Source organism: Streptomyces sp. NPDC025784 (assembly GCF_055558435.1).
In genome coordinates this window covers 10,005-34,063 of sequence record NZ_JBVHMN010000019.1, presented here as the reverse complement: position 1 = coordinate 34,063, position 24,059 = coordinate 10,005, and the positions used below count along the sequence as shown (strand labels likewise).

Annotated in this window: 20 protein-coding genes; 7 read left to right on the top strand and 13 right to left on the bottom strand. The window is 71.6% G+C overall.

The window, feature by feature from the left end:
• Positions 1 to 31 precede the first annotated feature (31 nt).
• Together ACZ4IF_RS33855 and ACZ4IF_RS33850 are read left to right on the top strand one after the other, a co-directional pair.
• Positions 32 to 1,588 carry an alpha/beta hydrolase gene (locus tag ACZ4IF_RS33855; RefSeq protein ID WP_467569811.1) on the top strand — a complete coding sequence of 519 codons (1,557 nt, stop codon included), beginning with the start codon at positions 32 to 34 and terminating at the stop codon, positions 1,586 to 1,588.
• A 114-nt stretch (positions 1,589 to 1,702) separates the two neighbouring features.
• Entirely contained in the window at positions 1,703 to 3,259 is a 1,557-nt protein-coding gene (locus ACZ4IF_RS33850) for an alpha/beta hydrolase (protein ID WP_467569809.1), read from the top strand.
• 98 nt (positions 3,260 to 3,357) lie between these two features.
• On the opposite strand, the gene moeZ is transcribed toward ACZ4IF_RS33850, so the two are convergent.
• The 12 genes from moeZ to ACZ4IF_RS33790 form a co-directional block, all read right to left on the bottom strand.
• Complete coding sequence (gene moeZ / locus ACZ4IF_RS33845; RefSeq protein WP_467569807.1) at positions 3,358 to 4,536, bottom strand: adenylyltransferase/sulfurtransferase MoeZ; 1,179 nt, start codon at positions 4,534 to 4,536, stop codon at positions 3,358 to 3,360.
• Positions 4,537 to 4,599: 63 nt separating this feature from the next.
• Positions 4,600 to 5,349: a spherulation-specific family 4 protein gene (locus ACZ4IF_RS33840; protein ID WP_467569805.1), complete on the bottom strand. Its 750-nt coding sequence runs from the start codon at positions 5,347 to 5,349 to the stop codon at positions 4,600 to 4,602.
• Entirely contained in the window at positions 5,337 to 6,296 is a 960-nt protein-coding gene (locus ACZ4IF_RS33835; RefSeq protein WP_467569802.1) for an NAD-dependent epimerase/dehydratase family protein, read from the bottom strand. The genes ACZ4IF_RS33840 and ACZ4IF_RS33835 overlap by 13 nt, the downstream gene beginning before the upstream one ends.
• Positions 6,297 to 6,445: 149 nt before the next feature.
• Positions 6,446 to 7,837 carry a hypothetical protein gene (locus ACZ4IF_RS33830; protein ID WP_467569799.1) on the bottom strand — a complete coding sequence of 464 codons (1,392 nt, stop codon included), beginning with the start codon at positions 7,835 to 7,837 and terminating at the stop codon, positions 6,446 to 6,448.
• Positions 7,834 to 9,588 carry a DUF3492 domain-containing protein gene (locus tag ACZ4IF_RS33825; protein WP_467569796.1) on the bottom strand — a complete coding sequence of 585 codons (1,755 nt, stop codon included), beginning with the start codon at positions 9,586 to 9,588 and terminating at the stop codon, positions 7,834 to 7,836. The genes ACZ4IF_RS33830 and ACZ4IF_RS33825 overlap by 4 nt, the downstream gene beginning before the upstream one ends.
• 357 nt (positions 9,589 to 9,945) lie before the next feature.
• The gene (locus tag ACZ4IF_RS33820; RefSeq protein WP_467570126.1) at positions 9,946 to 11,511 is read right to left on the bottom strand and encodes a dipeptide ABC transporter ATP-binding protein; all 1,566 of its coding nucleotides are present in this window, start codon (positions 11,509 to 11,511) and stop codon (positions 9,946 to 9,948) included.
• 203 nt (positions 11,512 to 11,714) lie between these two features.
• Positions 11,715 to 12,743: an ABC transporter permease gene (locus tag ACZ4IF_RS33815; protein ID WP_467569793.1), complete on the bottom strand. Its 1,029-nt coding sequence runs from the start codon at positions 12,741 to 12,743 to the stop codon at positions 11,715 to 11,717.
• Positions 12,740 to 13,732, bottom strand: a complete 993-nt coding sequence (locus tag ACZ4IF_RS33810) for an ABC transporter permease (RefSeq protein ID WP_467569790.1) — start codon at positions 13,730 to 13,732, stop codon at positions 12,740 to 12,742. The genes ACZ4IF_RS33815 and ACZ4IF_RS33810 overlap by 4 nt, the downstream gene beginning before the upstream one ends.
• 4 nt (positions 13,733 to 13,736) lie before the next feature.
• A complete protein-coding gene (locus ACZ4IF_RS33805) occupies positions 13,737 to 15,455 on the bottom strand; it encodes an ABC transporter substrate-binding protein (protein ID WP_467569788.1) in 1,719 nt (572 codons plus the stop codon).
• A 174-nt stretch (positions 15,456 to 15,629) separates the two neighbouring features.
• Positions 15,630 to 15,722 (bottom strand): Ms4533A family Cys-rich leader peptide, encoded by a 93-nt coding sequence (locus tag ACZ4IF_RS33800; RefSeq protein WP_324608112.1) that lies wholly within the window; start codon positions 15,720 to 15,722, stop codon positions 15,630 to 15,632.
• Between the two features lie 56 nt (positions 15,723 to 15,778).
• Complete coding sequence (locus tag ACZ4IF_RS33795) at positions 15,779 to 17,281, bottom strand: DUF3152 domain-containing protein (protein WP_467569784.1); 1,503 nt, start codon at positions 17,279 to 17,281, stop codon at positions 15,779 to 15,781.
• 8 nt (positions 17,282 to 17,289) lie between these two features.
• On the bottom strand, positions 17,290 to 18,279 hold the full coding sequence (locus ACZ4IF_RS33790) for an alpha/beta fold hydrolase (protein ID WP_467569781.1): 990 nt from the start codon (positions 18,277 to 18,279) through the stop codon (positions 17,290 to 17,292).
• 159 nt (positions 18,280 to 18,438) lie between these two features.
• Between ACZ4IF_RS33790 and ACZ4IF_RS33785 the strand changes: the two genes are divergently transcribed.
• From ACZ4IF_RS33785 to ACZ4IF_RS33770, 4 genes are all read left to right on the top strand, one after another.
• Entirely contained in the window at positions 18,439 to 18,654 is a 216-nt protein-coding gene (locus ACZ4IF_RS33785; RefSeq protein WP_095936493.1) for a hypothetical protein, read from the top strand.
• Positions 18,655 to 18,840: 186 nt separating this feature from the next.
• Positions 18,841 to 19,482 carry a TetR/AcrR family transcriptional regulator gene (locus ACZ4IF_RS33780; RefSeq protein WP_095936492.1) on the top strand — a complete coding sequence of 214 codons (642 nt, stop codon included), beginning with the start codon at positions 18,841 to 18,843 and terminating at the stop codon, positions 19,480 to 19,482.
• A gap of 135 nt (positions 19,483 to 19,617) precedes the next feature.
• Positions 19,618 to 19,845 (top strand): DUF3107 domain-containing protein, encoded by a 228-nt coding sequence (locus ACZ4IF_RS33775; protein WP_028801993.1) that lies wholly within the window; start codon positions 19,618 to 19,620, stop codon positions 19,843 to 19,845.
• 255 nt (positions 19,846 to 20,100) lie between these two features.
• On the top strand, positions 20,101 to 20,370 hold the full coding sequence (locus ACZ4IF_RS33770; RefSeq protein WP_028801992.1) for a hypothetical protein: 270 nt from the start codon (positions 20,101 to 20,103) through the stop codon (positions 20,368 to 20,370).
• A gap of 121 nt (positions 20,371 to 20,491) precedes the next feature.
• Here the strand turns inward: ACZ4IF_RS33770 and ACZ4IF_RS33765 are convergent, their stop codons facing one another.
• A complete protein-coding gene (locus ACZ4IF_RS33765) occupies positions 20,492 to 21,259 on the bottom strand; it encodes a ferritin-like fold-containing protein (RefSeq protein WP_359489525.1) in 768 nt (255 codons plus the stop codon).
• 460 nt (positions 21,260 to 21,719) lie between these two features.
• Between ACZ4IF_RS33765 and ACZ4IF_RS33760 the strand changes: the two genes are divergently transcribed.
• The coding region (locus ACZ4IF_RS33760) for a DEAD/DEAH box helicase (RefSeq protein WP_467569777.1) at positions 21,720 to 24,059 on the top strand (2,340 nt) is incomplete at its 3' end.

Genomic DNA, 24,059 nt, shown 5'->3' with positions numbered 1-24,059 from the left:
GCACCGCCCCGTACGACCGCACGATGGGGACATGCCGAACCCTCCCCAGCCACGCGCGGCTGCCCTGACCCTGACCGCCGTTGTGCTGATCTCCTTGCTCGCGGGTTGCAGCGACGGGTCGAAGGACAAGGGCGGGGACGGCGATCTGACAGCTCAGAAGCTGAGCTGGACGGAGTGCCCGGCACCCTCCGAGTCCGAGGGCGGGGGCAACGCTCCGTCACCTCTGCCGGGCGGCACCGAGTGGCAGTGCGCCACGATGAAGGCGCCCCTCGACTGGGCCGATCCCAAGGGCGACACGATCGGGCTGGCGCTGATCCGGGCGAAGACGAGCGGCGACCCGAGCAAGCGCATCGGCTCGCTCATCTTCAACTTCGGCGGCCCGGGAGGCTCGGGCGTCACCACGCTCCCCGCCTTCGGTGAGGACTACGCCGCCCTGCGCACCCGCTACGACCTGGTGAGCTTCGACCCCCGCGGCGTGGGCCGCAGCGCGGGCGTGACATGCGAGGACGACCAGCAGCTCGACGAGTTCTTCCAGCAGGACGCCACGCCGGACGACGCCGCGGAGCAGAAGGAGCTCCTGCAGAACACCAGGACGTTCAACGCGGCCTGTGAGAAGAACTCCGGCACGATCCTCCCCCATGTGCGCACCACGGACGCGGCCCGCGACATGGATCTGATGCGCCAGGTCCTCGGCGACGCGAAGCTCCACTACTTCGGCATCTCCTACGGGACCGAACTGGGCGGCGTCTACGCCCACCTGTTCCCGAAGAACGTGGGACGCGCGGTGTTCGACGCGGTCGTCGACCCGACGCAGAACCCCGAGCAGAGTTCGCTCGGGCAGGCCAAGGGGTTCCAGCTCGCACTCGACAACTTCGCCGAGGACTGCACCTCCAAGGTCGAGGACTGCCCGATCGGCGACACGCCTCAGGACGTGAAGGACCGCATCGCCAAGCTGCTCAAGGACCTCGAGGTGAAGCCGATCCCCGGCGTCTTCCCCCGCGAGCTCACCCAGACCGCGGCGACCAGCGGCATCGCCCAGGCGCTGTACTCCAAGGACTTCTGGGAGTACCTGACCGAGGGTCTCGAGCAGGCCTACGACGGCGACGGCAAGGTGCTCATGCTGCTGTCGGACTCCATGAACGGCCGCAACGCGAACGGCCAGTACAGCAACCTCGTCCCGGCGAACATCTCCATCAACTGCGCGGACGACAAGCCGCGCTACACCCCGGACTTCGTGGTGTCGAGGCTGCCGCAGTTCCGGGCCGCCTCACCGCTGTTCGGCGACTATCTGGCCTGGGGCATGCTCAGCTGCACGGACTGGGCCGTGGCGGGCGCCGCCGACCACCCGGACGTCGCCGCCGCCGGCGCGGCGCCCATCCTGGTCGTCGGCAACACCGGCGATCCGGCCACGCCGTACGAGGGCGCCCGGAAGATGGTGGAGGCGCTGGGCAAGGGGGTCGGCGTCGAGCTGACGTACAAGGGCCAGGGACACGGGGCCTACGACAGCAAGAACAAGTGCGTGCAAGGCGCCGTGAACGGCTATCTGCTGGAGGGAACCATCCCGCCCGCTGGAACCGTCTGTTCGTAGAAAACAGCAGGTCAGCGAGTTATCCACAGGCTGTGACGGCTTTGGACGCCGCCGCCTACTATTGCCTGCATGTGATCCGCGGATCGGGCGGACCACGGGTGAGGGGGGAAGCACATGGCACGTTTCGCACGGTGGACGGCCGCGGCCGCCACCGCGTTGCTGGTGGCCGGTTGCAGCGGCGGGTCGTCCGGTGACGACACGGACGAGGGGAAGGGCGGCGACAAGTCGTCGGCCACAGCGCCTTCTTCGGGCACACCGTCGGGGCTGCCCGGCGAACTCACCTCGCAGAAGCTCGACTGGGGCCGCTGCAAGGGCACCTCCGACTCCCCCGCGCCTGGCAGCGGCTGGCAGTGCGCCACGCTCAAGGTCCCGCTGGACTACACGAAGCCGGACGGCGAGACGATCGGCCTCGCGGTGATCCGCTCGAAGGCGACGGGCGGCTCGGGCGAGCGCATCGGCTCGCTCCTGTTCAACTTCGGCGGGCCCGGCGGCTCGGGCATCTCCACCATGCCGTCGTACGGCTCGATCGTCGGCTCCCTCCACGACCGGTACGACCTGGTGAGCTGGGACCCGCGCGGCGTGGCGGCGAGCGAGGGGGTGCGCTGCCGCAGCGACAAGGACATCCAGGCGGCCGAGTCGGTGGACGCCACACCGGACGACGCCACCGAGGAAGCCGCGTACTTCAAGGACGCCACGGACTTCGGCAAGGGCTGCGAGAAGGCCGCGGGCAAGCTCATGTCCCATGTGTCGACCACGGACACGGCACGCGACATGGATCTGATGCGCGAGGTCCTCGGCGACCGCAAGATGCATTACTTCGGCATCTCCTACGGCACGGAACTGGGCGGGGTGTACGCCCACCTGTTCCCGAAGAACGTGGGGCGCCTGGTGCTGGACGCCGTCGTCGACCCGAGTGCCGACACCGTCGGCCACGCCAAGAACCAGACCCTCGGCTTCCAGCGGGCCCTGGACGACTATCTGAAGTCCACCGGCCAGGACCCGAAGCAGGGCTCGCAGAAGATCGTGGACCTGCTGAAGCGCATCGACGCCCGGCCGCTGCCCGCCTCGGGCGGACGCAAGCTCACCCAGACCCTGGCCCTCACCGGCATCGTCCTGCCGCTGTACAGCAAGCAGGGCTGGTCCAGCCTCACCAGCGCGCTCAAGGCGGCCGAGGACGGGGACGGTTCGGAGCTGCTGACGCTCGCCGACGGTTACAACGAACGCGACCCCTCGGGGCACTACGGCACGACGACACACTCGCAGCGGGTCATATCGTGCCTGGACGACAAGCAGCGGCCGACTCCCGAGGAGACGAGGAAGCTGCTGCCCGAGTTCGAGAAGATCTCGCCCGTCTTCGGCGACTTCATGGGCTGGGACACGGCGGGCTGGTGCCACGACTGGCCGGTGGCGGGCCAGTTCGACAACCCGGAGGTCAGTGCGCCGGGTGCGGAGCCGGTCCTGGTCGTCGGCAACACCGGCGACCCCGCGACACCGTACGAGGGCGCCCGCAGGATGGCCGACGAACTGGGCAAGGACGTCGGTGTGGAGCTCACCTGGAAGGGCGAGGGCCACGGCGCGTACGGCAGCGGGAGCGACTGCGTGGACTCGACGGTGAACAGGTATCTGCTGGACGGGACCGTGCCGAAGGACGGCAAGGTCTGCGCCTCCTAGGCCGCGTGGTCCGAGGGCACCGGTTCCGGTGCCCTCGGACCACGGCAAGGGGCCCGGCACACAGCGTGCCGGGCCCCACCTCCGAGGAGGGCGTTTGCCTAGTAGACCGGCTTGTCGGGCTCGATCTGGTTGACCCAGCCGATCACGCCGCCGCCGACGTGGACGGCGTCGGCGAAGCCCGCGGACTTCAGGACGGCGAGGACTTCCGCACTGCGGACACCCGTCTTGCAGTGCAGGACGATCTTCTTGTCCTGCGGCAGGGACTCCAGGGCGGTGCCCATGAGGAACTCGTTCTTCGGGATCAGCTTGGCGCCGGGGATCGAGACGATCTCGTACTCGTTGATCTCACGGACGTCGATGATCTCGATGTTCTCGCCGTCGTCGATCCACTCCTTGAGCTGCTTGGGAGTGATCGTCGAACCGGCCGCCGCCTCCTGGGCCTCCTCGGACACGACGCCGCAGAAGGCCTCGTAGTCGATGAGCTCGGTGACGGTGGGGTTCTCGCCGCAGACGGCGCAGTTCGGGTCCTTGCGGACCTTGACCTGGCGGTACTGCATCTCCAGGGCGTCGTAGATCATCAGTCGGCCGACGAGGGGCTCGCCGGTGCCGGTGAGGACCTTGATCGCCTCGGTGACCTGGATGGAGCCGATGGACGCGCACAGCACGCCCAGCACGCCGCCCTCGGCGCAGGAGGGGACCATGCCCGGCGGCGGGGGCTCCGGGTAGAGGCAGCGGTAGCAGGGGCCGTGCTCCGACCAGAACACGGAGGCCTGGCCGTCGAACCGATAGATCGAGCCCCACACGTACGGCTTGTTGAGGAGCACACACGCGTCGTTGACCAGGTAGCGGGTGGCGAAGTTGTCCGTGCCGTCGACGATCAGGTCGTACTGGCTGAAGATGTCCATCACGTTCTCGGCTTCGAGCCGCTCTTCGTGAAGGATCACGTTCACGTACGGGTTGATGCCCAGCACGGAGTCGCGGGCCGATTCGGCCTTGGAGCGGCCGATGTCCGACTGGCTGTGGATGATCTGGCGCTGCAGGTTCGACTCGTCGACCTCGTCGAACTCCACGATGCCGAGCGTGCCCACGCCCGCCGCGGCCAGGTACATCAGCGCAGGCGATCCCAGGCCGCCGGCGCCGACACACAGCACCTTGGCGTTCTTCAGCCGCTTCTGCCCGTCCATGCCCACGTCAGGGATGATCAGGTGGCGGGAGTACCTGCGGACCTCGTCTACGGTGAGCTCGGAAGCCGGCTCGACCAGGGGTGGCAGCGACACGGGGGCTCCGTTGGTCGGTCAATCACTACAGTTGTTCTCCCCGTAACACTGCCACGCCCTTCTTCATTCCGAGACACCCGTTCCGATCCGCGAGACGATTTCGTCCCAGTAGCCGGGCATCGTCTCCCAGGGGTCGGCCCGCCCACCGAGATCGGTGCGGTCGGTGAAGTAGATCGTCGAGGCACCCTGCCAGCGGGCGATGCGCAGCGCCTCGTCGAGATGACCGCGCGGCACGCCGTGCACCAAGTGGCAGAACCGCTCGGGCGGGTAGTCGGCGGTCCACTCGGCGACCTGGGACCAGCGGTAGTCGCTCCAGGAGCCGGAGAAGGTGACCAGCTGGTCGGCGTTCTCCGCGTAGCCGGGATACGGATGGGCGCCGTGCCCGAGCACGATGTGTGCATCCTCACGGAGCGTCCGGAGCGTGCCGACGGTCCGGCGGACCTCGGCGAGCGCGGTGCGTTCGGTGGGACAGCGGTCCAGGAGGTAGCCGTCGACCCGGTACCAGTCGAGGTAGCGCTGGGCGTCGGAGACCAGTTCGCCGAAGGCCCGCGCGCCGTACTTGGCGTCCAGGCGACCGAGCACGCGTACGCCCGCGTTGCGCAGCCGCCCGACGGCCTCCAGGCAGTGCGGGTCGGGACGGGTGCCGGGTCCGTTGGACACGTTCAGGGCGACCCAGTGCAAAGGGGCGCCGGGCCGGGTGAGTTCGGCCCACTCCAGCGGAGCGACGAGGGGGTGTGCATAGCCGGGGATGCCGAAGCCGACCTTGAGGTCGGTGCTCGCGGTACCGGCTGCGGTGCTGGTCAGATACGGCATGCCGCCTCCATCCAGATGTCTGCCAGGGATTCCTCGAGGTTGATGCGGGGCCGCCAGCCGAGCCGGTCGCGTGCGGTGCGCACGTCGGCCTGCTGCCAGCTGCCGCAGCCGTCCGGGTACGGGTACGCGACCGGGGCCGCGTGGTCCGGTTCGTTGCGGGGGTGGCCGATGGATGTCCTGAGGGGGCCGGGAGGTCCGTCGAGTTCGTGCAGGGCGCCGCCGTAGCCGGCGACCCGGGCGAGGACCGCGGCCGCGTCGCGGAGTCGTACGGCACGTCCCGAGCCGATGTTGATCACGCCCTGTGCGGCGGAGAGCGAGGCCGCGTGGACGGCACGGGCGACGTCGCGTACGTCGATGAAGTCACGCTGGACGCCGAGTCCGCCGAGTTTGAGTTCGCCGTCGCCGGACTGCATGGCGCGGCGGAGGGCCTCGGCGAGGCGGCCCAGCGGGGATCCGGCGGGTGTGCCGGGTCCGGCGGGTGAGAAGACCCTGAGGACCACGGCGTCCAGGCCGGAGCCGAGGACCAGTTCGGTGGCGGCGAGCTTGCTGACGCCGTACGGGCCGCCGGGGCGCGGCACGGCGTCCTCGGCGGTGGAGGAGCCGGCCTGGCTGGGCCCGTACTCGGCGCCACAGCCGATCTGGACGAGCCGTGCCCCGCAACCGCTGCGGCGGAGGGCCTCGCAGACGGTGGCGACGGCGACGGTGTTGTGCCGGGTCAGTTCGCGGGCGCCTCCGCGGGTGGCGCCGGCGCAGTTGATGACGACTCCGGGGTGCACCGCGTCGAGGAAGCGGGTGAGTGCGCCGGGACTGCCCGAGGCGAGGTCGAAGCGGACGTCGGCGTCGTCGCCCCGGCCGAGCGCGGTGAGCTGCACGGCCGGGTCGGCAAGCAGTCTGTCGGCCACGAAGCGGCCGAGGTATCCGTTGGCTCCGATCAGCAGGACCCTCATCGGGCGGCTCCCGGGGCGGATTCTCCGGTTCGGGAGGTGATCATCTGGCGTTCTCCTTCAGGTGATGCCGTGGGTCGGGAGAGGGCCCGCGGTGTCGGCCCCGCGGGAGAAATAGGTCCGTGCCCGGGTGCCGGGCGCGGAAGCGCGGTTCACACCGCCTCGTTGGGCAGTGCGTGGGCGGAGGCCCTGGTCAGGGTGCGCGTCGAGTGGACGAGCAGGACGAACGCCGCCGTGCCGCACACCAGAGCCGGTACGGCTCCGGGCCCCCAGGCCTCGACGACGGTCTCGACAGGCGTGGCGAGGAAGGAGCAGCCGGGCAGGCGGCCCGCGAAGACGGTGGCGAGCGCGATCGCCTCGGTGGCTCCGGCGCCGGCGAGCATCACGGCGGGCGCGTGGGTGAAGCCGCGCGCCGTCAGCAGACGGGCGAGCAGGAGCAGGGCGCCCAGGGCACCGGCCCCGGTGTAGGCGGGTGGCTCGCCGAGCACTGCCGCGCTCAGGGCGAGCAGCCCGCCGAGGGCGCACAGGAACAGGGTGAACACGCCGAGGAGCAGAGGGCGGACCGTGGTGGCGAACTCGTCGAGGCCGCGGCTGGCGGTCAGTCTGCGACGGGCGTTCACGACGAAGAGCTGTGCACACCAGGCCGCCGGCGCGCACGCCGTCGACAGGGCGAGCACGGGTGCCTTGGCGAGCGGCCAGGGGCCGTCGGGTCCGCCGTCGAGCGCGGCGCTGAGCAGTCCGTCTCCGAGGAGGGCGTAGGCGACGAGCCAGCACATCCAGCCGCGGGTGGCGCCGGTCGTGCGCTGACCGGCGCTCAGGGGGCCGCGGCGCAGGGCGTACCGCAGACCGAGGGTCACGGCGAGGACGCCGGCCGCGGCCACCGCGAGGCGCGGCCGGCCCTCGGTGACGCGCAGTCCGAGCGTGGCCGCCAGGCAGAGGACGCCGGGCAGCAGGGCGAGCACCGCCCAGTCGGCACGCGCACCGGGGCGTTGCGGCTCCGCCGGGCGCGGTGTGTGTTCGCCGTCGCGCGAGGCACGGGCGTACATCTCCTCGGCGAGCGAGAACACGTCGCGGTGGCGGAATCGGGTGGCCGTCCGGTCGGTCACACCGTGGGCCTCCAGACCGGCGGCGATCTCCAGCGGGTCGACCGCGCGCTCGCAGAGTTCGCGGTGCCGGTGCATGAGCGCTTTCACGGGGTCCGCGGCGCCACGGCGCGCGATGGGCCTGCGCGCGCCGTCGGTACGACTCGCACTCCCCTCGCTGCCGCTCGCACCACCTTTGCGTTTCCGTTCACCGGCGCCGTCGCCGTCCCGGCCGGCACGCTCACCGATGCGGCCCGCGCCGCCGGCATCTCCTCCCCTCGCGCCACCCGCGCCCCGGCCGCCCACGCTGCCCGAGTCCTCGACGTCCTCGACGTCCTCGACGTCCTCGACATCCTCGCTGCCCAGATCCCCGCCGCCCAGGGCGCCCAGGCCGGCCAGGTCGTCCAGCTCCCGCAGAGTGTGTGGTCCACCCGGTGCGCGCGGTCCGGTCGTCTCGCTCATCGGGCTCCCTCCCCCGCGGGGACGGGAACCGTGGCGCGCACGGGCGCCCCCGCCGCCCAACGCGGCCGGCCCGCGGCCATGGGACGGACCTCGGTCCAGCAGCCCGGCACATGGGCCTCCGCGGGAACTCCGAAGGGCAACGGCTCGCCCTCGTCGTCCACGACCACCCGCCGGACCGGGGAGTGCGAGACGATCTCCAGGTAGATGCCGTGGAAGGCCGCGATGTTCTGCTCGACGGTGAACAGTTCGAGGGCGCGTGCACGCGCGGCCGCGCCCAGACGCTCACGGCGCTCGGGGTCACGCAGCAGCGTCACGCACGCCTCCGCGAGCGCCCGCGGGTTGCGGGGCGGCACCACCAGCCCCGTACCGCCGATGACTTCGACGACCGCGCCCACGTCCGTGGAGACGGTCGCGCGACCGCAGAACATGGCCTCGACGAGACTGATCGGAAAGCCCTCGACGACGCTGGAGAGCACGACGACGGCTCCGGAGGCGTACGCCTCCGCCAGACTGGGGACCTCGGGGCCACCGATCTCTTCGAAGGACACCGGATTGTCGCCGACCGCGTGCACGCCCTCCGCCTCGTCGGGGAAGAGCTGGGCGGCCAGAGCCCGGCAGTGGGCCAGATAGGTCGCGCCTTCGGGGCCGTCGGCGGGCGCGCCGACGATCCGCAGCCGCGTCTTCGGCTCCTCCTTGCGGATCTCCGCGAAGGAGTGCAGCAGCGAGATCAGATCCTTGGCGGGTTCGATGCGGCCGACCCACACCAGCGTGTCCGGGTCGGCGCATCCGTTGCCCTCCGCGCTCTCCCCCACGTCCGCGAACCGGGACGCCTCCATGCCGGGGTAGACGGTGCGCAGTTTGGCGCGGTCGGCGCCGCAGCGCTCCTGCCAGCGGCGGGCGTGCGTGTTGCCGGGCGTGATGAGCGCGGCGGCCCGGTAGACCTCGGCGGCGAGCCTGCCGTGGAACCCGGCGAGCAGCGCGCGTACGGCCGGGCTCTCGCCGACGGTGGCGGAGGCCAGGTAGTGCGCGCGCAACTGCACCCCGTACTCGGTGACCAGCAGGGGCACGCCGGCGAAGTGCCGGGCGATCAGACCCGGCAGCGCCGCGGTGCCGCCCGCCGTGGCGTGGCACAGGTCCACCGAGTCGAGTCCGTCGCCCTCGTACCAGTCCAGCGACAGGGGCCGCAGGGCACGTTCGACATGGGAGGCGAAGGCGAGCAGGTCGGGCACACGCGCCGTGCGGGCGGTGCGCAGCGCGCCGGGCGCACGGCAGGCGCGTTCCAGTGCGCGCACGGCACCCTCCGAACGCAGGGCACCGGCGAGACCGCCCTCGTCCCGGGCGAGCTCCGCGAGGGCGTAGAGCGCGCTGCCGAAACGGTCCGCCTCAACACCGGCGGAGGCCGCCTGGTCGTCCTGGGCTCCCGCGCCGCCGCCGAACGCCCAGCCGTCGAGAGCCCCCGGCCCCTCGCACACGGCCGCCGCCAGCTCTCTGTACGCGTCGGCGAAGCGTCGCCGCGCCCGGCGTCCGTACATCACCCCGTCGTCCTCGACGGTCCACAGAGGCGCGGTCCGTACCCTGCTGACCTGCGGCGGCAGCTGGATCCAGCCCTCGTCCTCCTGGCGCTCGCTGCGGCTGAGCGCGTAGATGTCGAACTCGTGCTGCCCGAGCCCGCGTACGAGCCGGTCGCACCAGAGTCTGGCGTCACCGCTCACATACGGATAGCCACCCTCCGTAAGCAGTCCGATGCGCACGACCACACCCCCGATCTCCCGTATGGGGAGCCACCGTTGACCCGGCGGCTCGCAGCGGGAAGAACGTATGCGGACATGACGGTGGCGCGACGGACGGTTGTCCATCGCGCCACCAAAAGGGGTGAACGGTCGTAACTTTCCCGCGCAGGCCGCGTTCTGTCGCGCTAAGAGATCATGCGACTACGCTTCGTCGTCACGCGTGCCAGGCCGTACGCGCCGACGGAGCCGCTCGGACCGCACCGCGCGTGCCGACCGCGCCACCCGAACCGCACCGCACGTGCCGACCGCGCCACCCGAACCGCACCGCACGTGCCGACCGCGCGACCCGAACCGCACCACGCATGCCGACCCTGCGGCTCAGGCCGTCGCCAGCTCCCCGCGGGCGGCACGGCGCCGTGCCGCGACCTCCGGGTCGAGTGCCGGTACGGCGGCGAGCAGTTGCTCGGTGTAGGGGTCCCGGGGGGACTCGTACACCTCGTCGGCGGGCCCGTACTCGACGATCCGGCCGCGCCGCATCACCGCCACCCGGTCGCTGACCTGGCGCACGACCGCGAGGTCGTGCGCCACGAAGACCAGCGCGAGCCCCAGTTCGCGCTGAAGCTCACCGAGCAGGGCGACCACTTGGGCCTGGGTGGTGACGTCGAGCGCGGAGACGGGTTCGTCGCACACGATGGCGCGCGGCTCCGCGGCCAGGGCGCGCGCGATGCCGACCCGCTGCCGCTGCCCGCCGCTGAACTCGTGCGGGTAACGGTCGTAGTGGTCCGGGTCGAGGCCCACGCGTTCCAGCAGCTCCCGCACGCGCCCTCTGATCCGGCCCTCGTCGCGTTCGCCGCGGGCCCGCAGCGGGTCGGCGATCGACTCGCCCACGCTGCGCCGGGGGTTGAGGGAGGCCACCGGGTCCTGGAAGACCATCTGCACCGATGGGCTCACGCCGGTCTGCTCGCGCCCTTCGTGGCGGACCGTGCCGGCGGTGGGCTCCAGGAGCCCGACCAGCATCCGTCCCAGCGTGGTCTTCCCGCTGCCGCTCTCGCCGACGACGCCGAGGGTCTCGCCCCGGCGGACCGTCAGCGACACGTCGTCGACGGCGGCGAACCGCCGCTTCCCCGTGCCGAACTCGCGCCGCAGCCCCACCGCTTCGAGGACGGTCTCGTCGCCGACGTCGCCCTCGGTGACGCGTGGTGCGTCCACCCGCGGGACGGCACCCAGCAGCTCACGCGTGTAGGTGTCGCGGGGTGCCCCGAGAACGGTTCCGACCGGGCCGTGCTCGACGGCGCGCCCGTGCCGCATGACGAGGATCTCGTCCACGCTCTCGGCCGCGACCCCGACGTCGTGCGTGACGAGCAGCAGCCCCATGCCGGTCTCCTCGCGCAGGGTGTGCAGCAGGTCGAGGATCTGGGCCTGGACGGTCACGTCGAGGGCCGTGGTCGGCTCGTCGGCGATCAGCAGGTCGGGCCGGCAGGCCAGGGCCATGGCGATCAGGGTGCGCTGGCGCATGCCTCCGCTGAACTCGTGCGGACGCGAACGGGCGCGACGGGCCGCGTCCGGTATGCCGACGCGGTCGAGCACCTCGACGGCACGCGCGCGTGCCGCTCGCCGTGACGCCCTGGTGTGCACCCGGTACACCTCGGCGATCTGGTCGCCGACGGCGTGGTACGGGTCGAGGGAGGACAGCGGGTCCTGGAAGACCATGGCGGCCTTCCCGCCCCGCAGCCGCCGCAGTTCGTCGTCGGAGGCCGCCTGTACGTCCACGCCGGCCACCCGCACCGTGCCGCCGACCCGCGCTCCGGTGCCCCGGTGCAGCGCCAGCAGGGCCGACGCCACGGTGGACTTGCCGGACCCGGACTCGCCGACGAGTCCCAGCGCGGCCCCCCGTTCCAGCCGGAAGGAGAGCCCGTCGACGGCGCGCAGGCCCCCGAACGCCACGGAGAGGTCGGTGACCTCGACGAGGCTCCCGCCGCCCGGAGCGGCGGGACCGGACCCGTCACCGGCTTCGGCGACACCGCCCCCGCCCCCGCCCCCGCCCGCACCACGGCCGTCACCGACAGCACCCGGCACACCGTCACCGACGGCGCGCAGCACGCCGTCACCGACAGCACGCAGCACGCCGTCGTCGGCTTCCGCAGGACTCACGACAGCACCACCCGTCGGTCGGCCACCGCGAACAGCACGTCCGCGACGGCATTGGCCAGGACCACGAAGAAGCCGGTGACCAGCACCACGCCGACCACGACCGGCAGATCGACGACGGTCACCGCGTGCACGAGTTCGCGCCCGAGCCCCGGAAGACCGAACAACGTCTCGGAGAGCACGGCACCACCGATCGCCGACCCGAAGTCGTTGGCGCTCAGCGCGATGACCGGCGCCACGGCGCCCCGCAGGGCGTGCCGCCCGATGATCGAGCGCTCCCCCACCCCGTACGCACGGAAGGTGCGGACGTGGTCCTCCGCGAGCGTCTCCAGCATGGAGGCCCGGGTCAGACGGGCGTACTTGGCGGACTCGATCAGTGCCAGCGACAGCCAGGGCAGCAGCAGGTTCCACGCCCACTGCTCGGGGTCCTCGGTGAAGGGCACGTACTGCGGGAAGGGCAGCAGCTGCAACTGTCCGCAGACGACGATCATCAGCACCAGACCGATGACGAAGACGGGGGTGGCCGTGCCGGCGAGGGTGACGGCGGTCAGCGCCCGCTCGGTCAGCCGGCCGCGCCGCCAGGCGGACAGCACACCGGTGCCGACGCCGAGGATCAGCCACAGCACCGTCGCGCCGAGCACGAGCGAGAAGGTGACCGGCAGCTTCGCCCAGATCAGCTGGGTGACCTGCTGGCCGCTCTGGTACGAGACACCGAGGCAGGGCGCGCCGCAGTGCTGCACGGACGTGCCCGTCGAGTAGTCCTGGCCGACGAAGACGCCCTGGAGGAAGTGCCAGTAGCGCACGTACAGCGGATCGTCGAGCCTCAACTGCCCGGCGACCTGGTGCACCTGGGCGGGCGAGCAGCGCGGGCCGCAGGTGATCTGCGCGACGTCGCCGGGCGCGACGTAGAAGACGAGGTAGATGATCACGGAGATCGCGAACAGGGTGACGACGGCCCCGACCAGGCGCCGCAGCGCGAAGCCCGGGAACCCGGCGAGCGAACCGCTCAGCCCTTTGAGGGCGCTCATGCCTTGGCCTCCCGCCTGCGTCCCGTCCCGATGCGCAGCCGGGAGGCGGCGCGCGGATCGAGTGCGGTGCGCACTCCGTCGCCGAGCACGGTCAGCGCGAGCACGGTGACGAACAGCGCGCCGGCCGGCAGCAGCAGATACTGAGGCGCCGCCTGGTACCAGATGTCGGCTGCCGTGAGCATCTGTCCCCAGGACGGTGTCGGCGGCTTCACGCCGACACCGAGGAAGCTGAGCGCCGCCTCGACGGTGATGTTCGCGGGGACGAGGAGGGCGGCGTACGTGATGACGGGCGCGACCAGCGCGGGCAGCAGCTCGCGGCAGGCGACGCGCCAGGCGCCCCAGCCGCTGAGCCGGGCGGCGGCCACGTAGTCGAGTTCCTTGAGGGTCAGCGTGTGGGCGCGGACGATCTTCGCGATCGAACCCCACGCCACCAGGCCGATGATGAGCGCGACGAGCACGGGCCGGGGGAAACTGCTGGGGACGATCGCGAGCAGCGCGAGGGACATGATCATCAGCGGCATGGCGATGATGACGTCCGTGGCCCGGCTGAGCAGCTGGTCGACCCACCGGTTCCCCAGGCCGGCCGCGACTCCCACCACGATGCCGATGAGGACCTGGACGAGCGTGGCCGCGAGCGCGACGCCGAGCGAGACGCGGGCGCCGTAGACAAGGCGGGCGAAGAGGTCGCGGCCCGTCTGCGGTTCGACGCCGAGCCAGTGGTCGCCGCCGATGCCGCCGAGCGGGCCGACGGGCACACCGCCGCGCGCGGAGTCCACGAGTGAGGGGTGGTAGGTGGTCGGGTCCTGGCCCTCGATCGCGGTGAGCAGCGGCGCGGCGAGCGCGATCAGGACGAGCAGCGTGACGACGCCCGCCGCGACGAGGGCGGCGCGCTGCGCTCGCAGCCGCCGCCAGAACTGACGGGCCCCCGAGGCCCCCGGGACGGAGGATTCCGTCCCGGGGGCCTGGGAGGCGACAAGTGCCTCGCTCACGGTGCTACTTCACCGCGACCTGGGAGATGTCCAGCACGCCGGTCCAGTCGCTGATCACGATGTTCTTCACGTCCTTGCCGTACAGGCGCTTGTAGACGGGGTGGAACAGCGGCACGGTCAGCGCCTGCTCGCCGATCTTCTTGTCCAGCGCGCCCCAGCGCCGGGCGGCCTGGTCGAGGTCGGTCAGCTTGTTGATCGCGTCGATCTCGGCGTTGACCGACTTGTCGTCGAGGAAGCCGGTGTTGAAGTTGGCGCCGTCCTTGACGATCTGCCGGCCGTCGAAGATGGGGGCCAGGAAGGGACCGCCGGAGGGCCAGTCGGCGCCCCAGTGGGCGAGGAACAGGCCGGGCTCGGTCTTGGCGCTGTGGATCTTGTCGCTGTAGTCGTTGTCCTCGAGACCCTGGAGCTTGACGGTGATCCCGGCCTTCTTCAGGGCGTCCTGGAGGGCCGTCGCGATCTCGGGGCTGGTCTCGAAGTCCTTGCTGTTGGAGTGCGTGAGCGTGATGGTCAGGCCGTTCTTGTAGCCCGCCTCCTTCAGCAGCTCCTCGGCCTTGGCCGGGTTGCCGGACTTGCCCGCCGGGAAGTGGTCGTACGGCGTGTAGCCGAAGGACTTCTGGTCGGGCAGGTAGGTGGTCGCGGGCTCGGCGAGCGACGAGCCGCCGGCCGCGTTGATCACCGAGGTGCGGTCGACGGCGTACGAGATCGCCTGGCGGACCTTCGGGTTGTCGAACGGCTTCACCTTCGGGTTGAAGGCGAGGTAGTTGGTGTAGCCGAAGTGACCGGTGCCGACGCGCGCGGCGAGGGCCTTGTCGCCGGACACCTTGGCGAGCTCGGCGGGGCCGAGGTTGGTGTCCGTGGTGACGGCGGCGGCGTCCGCTCCCTGAGACGCGGAGAGCCGCTGGTTGATCACGGACGAGTCCAGGCCGGACCGTACGTCGATCTTGTCGGGGTAGGCCTTGCGCTCGGCGTCGGTCGTCGCGGACCAGTGGGTGTTGCGCTCCAGGACGAGCCGCTCGCCGTCGTTCTCGTTCTTGACGACCTTGTACGGGCCGGAGGAGACGGGGTGCTCCTCGTACTTCGTGCCGGTGTCCTTGGCCCTCGGGACGGGCGTGAACTGCGTCTGCGTGGCGAGGTAGGGGAACTCACCCTCGGGCTTGTTCAGGTGGAAGACGATCGTCAGGTCGTCGGGCGTCCCGATCGAGTCGAGGCCCTTCTTGTCCTTGTAGGGGCCCTGGTAGTCGGCACCGCCGATCAGCCAGTCCCGCAGGTAGGGGGCGCCGCCGGAGAGTTCGGCGGCGAAGGAGCGCTCGATGCCGTACTTGATGTCGGCGGAGGTGATGGGCGTGCCGTCCTCGTACTTGAGGCCCTTCTTCAGGGTGTACGTCCACACGGTCGCGTTCTTGCTCGGGCGGCCGGTGTCGGTGGCGAGGTCGGGGACGACCTGGGCGCCTGCCGCACCGTTCTCGCGGTTGCGCGTGGTGAGCGTGCGGAAGACGAGCGAGGGGACGTTGCCGCCGCCGGAGGTGTAGAGCCGCGCCGGGTCGAAGTCTTCCTGCGGGTTGGCGTTCAGGACGGTGAGGGTGCCGCCCTTCTGCGGCTTGGAGTCGGCACCGGCGCTGTCGGCATCGTTGTCCTTCGGCCCGCACGCGGCGGCGCCCGCTGCCACGACCAGGCTGACGGATGCCGCGGCCACGCGGCGCGCTATGACGGACGGATGACGCATCGGAAGACGACCTCTCGAATGGTGAGACTGATTGACGCAATGTGAGACGGAAGAGCGCAGAGCTCGCCCAGGGCGTCAGGCGTCGGCATCCGACCGGACCGCGCGCGTCACAGAAGACGGCACACGGAGAAGGAGTAACGAGAGGGAGAGCGACGCACTCGCCGGGGGCGGGCGTCAGCGACAGTGAATGTCGGCCACGCAGAGTGCGGTCACGCCGATCAGCGCCAGCTCAATGGCGGCGCGAGCGGAGACGTGACGAGGCGACATGCGGAGAAATATGAACGAACTTTCGCCGCGTGTCAATGTGACCTGTGGGGCTGCTGTCAACTCCCGGGATACGCCCAGGGGTTGGCCTTGCAGTGGATCCCGTCATGATCGAGGAACTTGGTCTGCTGCTGCATCACGGGGGCGAGTTCGCCGTCCTTGTCGCAGCTGACATGGCCGTATCCGAGCCGGTGGCCGACCTCGTGGTTGATCAGCATCTGCCGGTAGGAGTGAATTCGATCACCATAGGTCTCGGAGCCCTGCGCCCAGCGATAGGCGTTGATCATGACCCGCTCGGTCGAGGCCGAGTCGCACGACACATTGTCCTCGGTCGTGTCGAGCCCGGACTTCGCGCACCACGTGGCGGTGGTGCCCGGGCTCGCGAGCGTGATGACGAAGTCGGGCTTGCCGGACGAGATCCGCTCAAAGGTGCGGGCACCTCCGTGGGCCCAACTCCGTTTGTCGTTCAGGGTCTTCTGCACGGCCTGTGCGAAGAGCGCGGCGTCGAGGCCGAGGCCCCGCTCGACGTCGACGCGATACGTGTACTTGCGTCCCTTGCCCGGCGCCTTGTCGAAACCGGGGACGGTGTCGAACTTCCCCGAGCCCTTGAGCGTCGCGCCGAGCGCGTACGTTCTGGCCATCTTCTGGTCGTACGTCAGCGCCACCGCGCTCGGTGCCGCGGACGGGGTCGGCCGGTCGTCGCCGCGCGAGGCGGAGTCGTGCGTCTGGCGGTCGCCACCGGTGGACCGGGCGTGCGCACTGGCGTCCTGCCGCCCGGAGACGACCTGTCCGGCCACCACGACGGCCAGCACGGTGGTGACGGCCGCCGCCGCGATCCCGGTGAACGCGCGCCCCTTGCCACCCTTGCCCTGCGCGTTCTGCTCGGTGTCCGGCGGCGGGCTCTCGCCGGTCTCCGTGTTCCGCGCGTCCCAGTCGGTGACGGAGCCGTACGGGTCGGCCCGGTGGGCTTCCTCGCCATGGGTCGCGAAGGCGCCGGCGCGCGGTGCGAAGACGTCGCGGTCCTCGTCCTCGTCGGCGTCGAACGCGTCGATGTACGCCTGGCGGGGCGTGGAGCCCGGCTCCTGGCGCTGACGGGGGATCCGGGGACCCGCGGAACCGGGCGGCGCACCCTGCGGCGCCCCGCCCGGGGCACCGGACGTCCCGGCGCTCCCGAACTCGCCCCAGCCACCGCCGGCTTCACGCTGCTCGGGATGGCCACCGCGCACCCGCGGCACACCGTGCGCGGGAGTCCCGTCCGGAAACCGCGGCACACCGTGCGCGGGAGTCCCGTCCGGAAACCGCGGCACACCGTGCGCGGGAGTCCCGTCTGGGAACCGCGGCACACCGTGCGCGGGAGTCCCGTCCATCGGGGGCCGCGGGCCTGGCGCCGCCTGCGGTGGAATCGACCCGCGCCGGACGGACGGGAAACCGGGGCCCGGGGCTTGGCCCGCGACCGGGGCCGGTGCGCCCCCTCGTGCGCGACCCGCCTCCTGTGCGGGTATCACGGGTATCTCGGAGGTGTCGGTCTTGCCGTTCCGCCCCCGACGACTGTGACGTCCCACGCCCCGCCTCAGCCTTCCGCGCCGGCGCCGGACGGGGAGGCATGCTCTCCTGCGTCGGCGAGAAGTTCACGGAACCCGGTGGCCACCGTCTCCGGGTACTCCATCATCGCCACGTGCCCCGCGTCCGGCAGGGACAGCAGCCGGGAGTCACGGAAGGCGCGGGCCGCGCGCTGGGCCATGCGGTAGCCGACGAGCTGGTCCCGGCCCCCGTAGACGAGGAGGGTCGGCGCGAGCACCCGCTCGGCCTGACGCCACAGTCCGTGCTGGCCGCCGAGCGTGTACGCGTTCACCAGCCCGCGGGACGAGCGGGCCATGGCGTCCCAGAAATAAGGGAGGGCGACCCGGCGTTCCATCTCCTCCACCGCGTGCCGGAACCCTTCCGGCGTCACGATGCTGGGGTCGCCGTAACAGAGGGCCATCACCCCCCGGACGCGCTGCTCGGCGCTCCAGTCCTTGGTGAGCCTGGTGAAGAGCCCCGCCACTCCGGGCAGGGCCAGCAGCGCGGTCGGCCACGCGGTGCGCTGCGCGCGGATCTCCGGCAGCGCGGGCGAGACCAGGGTGAGCGTGCGGACGAGGTCGGGGCGTACGGCCGCGACGCGCGTCGTGACGGCGCCGCCGAGCGAGTTGCCGAAGAGGTGCACGGGGCCACGCTCGGCCGCGTCCAGATAGCGGATCACGGCGCGTGCGTGCGCCGTGACCGAGTAGTTCCCGTCGTCGGGCGGCGGGGAGTCGCCGAACCCCGGCAGGTCGAGGGCCTCGCTGTCCACGAGCCCGTCGAGGAGCGGCATCAGCGCCGACCAGTTCTGCGAGGAACCGCCGAGGCCGTGCACGTACAACGCGGGAGGCAGTCCCTTGCGTGCCGCCGGTCTCGACCGCACGGTCAGGGTGATGCCCGGAAGGCCGACCGATCGCAGCCGCTCCCCGTCTCCGACCCTGACGGCACCGACCCGGGGCGTGACGGTGGTGGCCAGCGCGGGCGGCAGCTCGGTCGAAGACATGCGGGCAATGTTACGAGACGATCACGCAGTGGTTCATGTGTTCGCCGTCACAGATCGCGCGCGGATCGCATAGCGTCCGGATCTCGTGTCTCCTAGGCTTCAGTCGAGGGCACTCGTACGCGTACGGCAACGCACGCGCACCGTTCGGGAAGAGGAATCATGACAGTCGACCCGACAGACCCCGGGACGTTCGACGACCAGTTCCGGGAGATCCTCGACGAGGAAGCCCCGGAGGCCGACACCGCCGAGCAGCGCACCGAGCTGGACCCTGTGGAAGAGGTGGCCGTACCGCCGGGCGACCCCCTCAACGCCAACGAGGCCGATCTCGCCGAACAGGCCAGAGTCGTGCAGCTGAACGAGGACGACTACCGGTGACGGGACGCCGCTGACCAGGGAAGTCGCGGTGAGATGGAGTGCATCTCACCCGATTCGGGCCGCTCTGTGCGCCATCGGTGGCGTCCGGTCCGTGAAATTCTGCGCTCGCACCGCGCACAGCACGGTTACCGAAAAGTACGATGGCCGCGCGGCGCACACCGCATGTGGACGATTTTGGGAGGCGGCGTGACAGCCATCGAGCAGACAGAGGCGGCACGCCCGCGGGGCACTCGGCTGCCGCGCCGGGCACGGCGCAACCAGCTCCTCGGCGCCGCCCAGGAAGTGTTCGTTGCGCAGGGGTACCACTCGGCCGCGATGGACGACATCGCCGAGCGCGCGGGCGTCAGCAAGCCGGTCCTCTACCAGCACTTCCCGGGCAAGCTCGACCTTTACCTCGCTCTGCTGGACCAGCACTGCGAGTCGCTGCTCCAGGCCGTGCGGACGGCGCTCGCGTCGACGACGGACAACAAGCTGCGCGTGCGCGCCACGATGGACGCCTACTTCGCGTACGTCGAGGACGACGGCGGCGCCTTCCGGCTGGTCTTCGAGTCTGACCTGACCAACGAGCCCGCGGTCCGCGAGCGCGTGGACAAGGTCACGCACGAGTGCGCGGAGGCGATCTGCGAGGTCATCGCCGAGGACACCGGTCTCTCGCGCGCCGAGTCGATGCTCCTCGCCTCGGGTCTCGGCGGACTCGCCCAGGTGGTGGCCCGCTCCTGGCTGCACAGCGACCGCAGTGTTCCGCGCGACCAGGCGGTCCAGCTGCTGACCTCGCTGGCCTGGCGGGGTATCGCGGGCTTCCCGCTGCACGGCACGGATCATCACTGACCGCCACTTTGTTCCCGTCCCCTGTTCGCTCCTGGCGTTCTCGGGCGGAGCGTGTACGTCCCCTCACCGGGCTAATGTGTGCTGCGTACGGCGCGTACGGACGCGCACATCACTGACCGTCGGAGGGACAAAGCCGTGGAGGTCAAGATCGGCGTGCAGCACGCGCCCCGCGAGATCGTTCTGGAGAGCGGTCAGACCCCGGAAGAGGTCGAGCGCGCGGTGTCCGAGGCGCTGGCCGGCAAGTCGCAGCTGCTCAGCCTCGTGGACGACCACGGCCGCAAGGTCCTGGTTCCGGCCGACCGCCTCGCGTACGTGGAGCTCGGCGAGCCCACCCAGCGCAAGGTGGGATTCAGCGCGCTGTAGTTCGGCGAGCGGAAGCATGAAGGGCCCGGTGACGATGTCGCCGGGCCCTTGCTCGTGCCGCCGCCGGAACCGTTCCGCCTGCTCCGCTCCGTCGACGACGCCCTGGCCGCGACGGGTGTGCGAGTGGTAGGGGCACGGTCGTGACCGCCCCGCTCGGAGCACGGATCGACCAGTGGGGAGGATTGCGTTCCGCACGTCACGGGTAAGACCGCCTACGACCGATTTGCACCCGGCCGTGCGGGAGGGACCCCCACCATGCTGTTGGAGACGCTCGGCTCCGCGTTGCTCGGTTTCGCACTGGCGTGGGCGGCCGCGTACCGCCTGCCGCACCGACTGCCCGCCCGCAGTCTGGTGCTCTCGACCGGAGTGGCCGGAGCCCTGTTCGGTGCCTTCCTGACGCACACCGCTCTGGGCGCCGGCCACTTCCTGGTGATCCTGCTCGGCGCGGCCGCCGTCTCCGCGGCCCTGCTGTCCCTGTTGCTCCGTCCGGCGGAAAGATTTCGACGTCGCTCGGCGACGGCGTGACCCCCTGCGCAAGGTGCTGAGCGACGCGCTGGGCCACGCCCGGGACCGGGCACTCCACCGACCGCACGACCACAGCTGACCGGGGCCGGGCGGCCCCGGGCCATGGCTCGTCCGACGAGCTCTAGGCGGCCAGGCCCAACGCCGCCATCCGCTTCGTGTGCGCCTCGGTGATCCGCGAGAACATCCGGCCGACCTCGGCGAGGTCGAAGCCGTCCGCGACACCGCCCACGAGCATCGTCGACAGCGCGTCCCGGTCGGCGACCACACGCTGCGACTGGGACAGCGCCTCGCCCATCAGCCGGCGGGCCCACAGCGCGAGCCGGCCGCCCACTCGCGGGTCGGCGTCGATCGCGGCGCGCACCTTCTCGATGGCGAACCCGGCGTGGCCGGTGTCGTCGAGGACGGCAAGGACGAGACCGCGGGTGTCCGAGTCGAGGCGCGCGGCGACCTCACGGTAGAAGTCGCTGGCGATCGAGTCGCCGACGTACGCCTTGACGAGCCCTTCCAGCCAGTCGGAGGGCGCCGTCTGCTTGTGGAAGCCGTCGAGGGCGGCGACGAAGGGCTCCATCGCCTGCGTCGGCTCGGCTCCGATCGCCGCGAGCCGGTCGCGCAGCTGCTCGAAGTGGTGGAACTCGGCGGAGGCCATCTTCGCCAGCTCGGCCTTGTCGCTCAGCGTGGGCGCCAGCTTGGCGTCCTCGGCGAGCCGCTCGAACGCCGCGAGCTCGCCGTACGCGAGGGCTCCGAGCAGGTCCACGACCGCGGCGCGGTACTGAGGGTCGGCGGAGGCCGTGTCCCAGTCCTGGGCGGCGACTCCGGTGGCCGCCGGGGCGGCGTCGGCGGCCTCGGCGGGCTTCTCAGCGGCGTTGTCAGGCGTCGTCATGAAGCGCACAATAGCCCGCTCACCGCAGGACGGAAGTCCCTGGTCAACCAGTGTGACGCCGACGACGTGACCGAATCGGCCATCGCATGTGCGCGATTCCAGGGTATGGTGGTAATGCGCCCGGCGAGTATTCGACGGGCCGCACGAATGAGGATGCCCGGTCGGTGGCCCGATCGGCTCCGACCCGACAGCCCTCCTCGTCCGTACGGCACTGTGCGTACGGCATCCGGAGGGACACCCTCAGCGGTACGAACGCTAGAGCGTCGGCAGTGGTCCCCTGCCACTCGGCCCGCCTGACAAGCGGCCGACGTCCCCGGCACGGTCCGACACGACCCCCGCGCTCGCCTCGCACCGCGCACACAGAAGAGGCAGCACCCTGACTACGACTTTCCGAGAGCTCGGAATCCTTCCCGAGACGGCCGAGGCCCTGGAGGCCGTCGGCATCCTCAACCCCTTCCCCATCCAGGAGATGACGCTCCCCGTCGCCCTCTCCGGCACCGACGTCATCGGCCAGGCCAAGACCGGCACCGGCAAGACGCTGGGCTTCGGCCTTCCGCTCCTCGAGCGCGTCACCGTCCCCGCGGACGTCGAGGCGGGCCGGGCCCAGCCCGAGCAGCTCACCGACGCACCGCAGGCCCTCGTCGTCGTCCCGACGCGCGAGCTGTGCACCCAGGTGACCAACGACCTGCTCACCGCGGGCAAGGTCCGCAACGTACGCGTCCTCGCCATCTACGGCGGCCGTGCCTACGAGCCCCAGGTCGAGGCCCTCAAGAAGGGCGTCGACGTCATCGTCGGCACCCCCGGGCGTCTGCTGGACCTCGCGGGCCAGAAGAAGCTCAACCTCAAGCACATCAAGGCGCTCGTCCTCGACGAGGCCGACGAGATGCTCGACCTGGGCTTCCTGCCCGACGTCGAGAAGATCATCAACATGCTTCCGGCGCGCCGCCAGACGATGCTGTTCTCGGCGACCATGCCGGGCGCGGTCATCGGCCTCGCCCGCCGGTACATGTCGCAGCCCACGCACATCCGCGCCACCGCGCCGGACGACGAGGGCGCGACGGTCGCGAACATCTCGCAGCACGTCTACCGCGCGCACAACATGGACAAGGCCGAGATGGTCGCGCGCATACTGCAGGCCGAGGGCCGCGGTCTGGCGATGATCTTCTGCCGCACCAAGCGGACGGCGGCGGATCTCGCCGACCAGCTCCAGCAGCGCGGCTTCGCCTCCGGCGCGGTCCACGGCGACCTCGGCCAGGGCGCCCGCGAGCAGGCGCTGCGCGCCTTCCGCAACGGCAAGGTCGACGTCCTCGTCTGCACCGATGTCGCCGCGCGCGGCATCGACGTCGAGGGCGTCACCCACGTCATCAACTACCAGTCCCCCGAGGACGAGAAGACGTACCTGCACCGCATCGGCCGTACGGGCCGCGCCGGTGCCTCCGGTACGGCGATCACGCTCGTCGACTGGGACGACATCCCGCGCTGGCAGCTGATCAACAAGGCGCTGGAGCTCAACTTCAACGACCCGCCGGAGACGTACTCCACGTCCCCGCACCTCTTCGAGGAACTCAGCATCCCGGCCGGCACCAAGGGTGTCCTGCCGCGCTCCGAGCGCACCCGCGCCGGGCTCGCGGCCGAGGAGGTCGAGGACCTCGGTGAGACCGGTGGCCGCGGGGCGCGCGGTCGCGGTGGGCGCTCCTCCGGGCCGTCGTCCTCCGGGCCGTCGTCCGCCGAGCGTGAGCGCCCGGCGCGCACGCCGCGCCGCCGTCGGCGCACGCGCAACGGCGCTCCGCTGGACGAGGCGACCGCCTCCCCCGCGGCTCCGGCGGCCACGCCGGAGTCCGCTCCCGCGGACGCCGAGGTCTCCGAGCCCCGCACACCGCGCCGTCGCCGGCGTACGCGTGGCGGTGCCACGGAGTCGGCCACGGCGGCCGCGTCCGCGGCGACCTTCGTGGAGCCCACGGCGACCGAGGCCGCTCAGGCTGCCGTGACGACCGCCGAGAGCGTCGTCGCGGAGCCCGCCAAGCCCCGTCGTCGCAGGACCCGCAAGGCCGCCGAGTCCGTCACGGCCGCGGAGTCCGCGGTCGTGGAGACGGCGCCGGCGGCCGAGGCCGTCGTCGAGACCGTCGCCGCGGAGGTCACCGAGGTTCCCGCCAAGCCCGTCCGGCGCCGGACGCGCAAGACCGCGACCGCCGCCGTCGAGACGGCCGAGGCCGTCGCCGAGGCTCCGGCCGCACCGGCCAAGGCGCGGCGCACCCGCAAGGCCGCGGAGACCGCCGTCGACACGGTCGAGGCCGCTTCGGCCGAGACCGCGGGCGAGGTCGCCGAGGCCAAGCCGCGGCGCACCCGGGCCAAGGCCACGACCACCGCTGCCGCCGAGGCCGCCGTGGACACCGCCGAAGGCACCGAGGCCAAGCCCGTCCGCCGACGCACCCGCAAGGCCGTCGACGCCGAGATCCCGGCCCAGACCGCCGCCGACGACACCGACGCCAAGCCCGTCCGCCGCCGGACGCGCAAGGCCACGACCGCCGCCGTCGAGACGGCCGAGGCCGTTGCCGAGGCTCCGGCCGCACCGGCCAAGGCGCGGCGCACCCGCAAGGCCGCTGTCGCTCCGGAGGCGGCGGGTGAGGTCGCCGAGGCCAAGCCGCGGCGCACCCGGGCCAAGGCCACGACCACCGCTGCCGCCGAGGCAGCCGTGGACACCGCCGAAGCCGCCGAGGCCAAGCCCGTCCGCCGACGCACCCGCAAGGCCGTCGACGCCGAGATCCCGGCCCAGACCGCCGCCGACGACACCGACGCCAAGCCCGTCCGC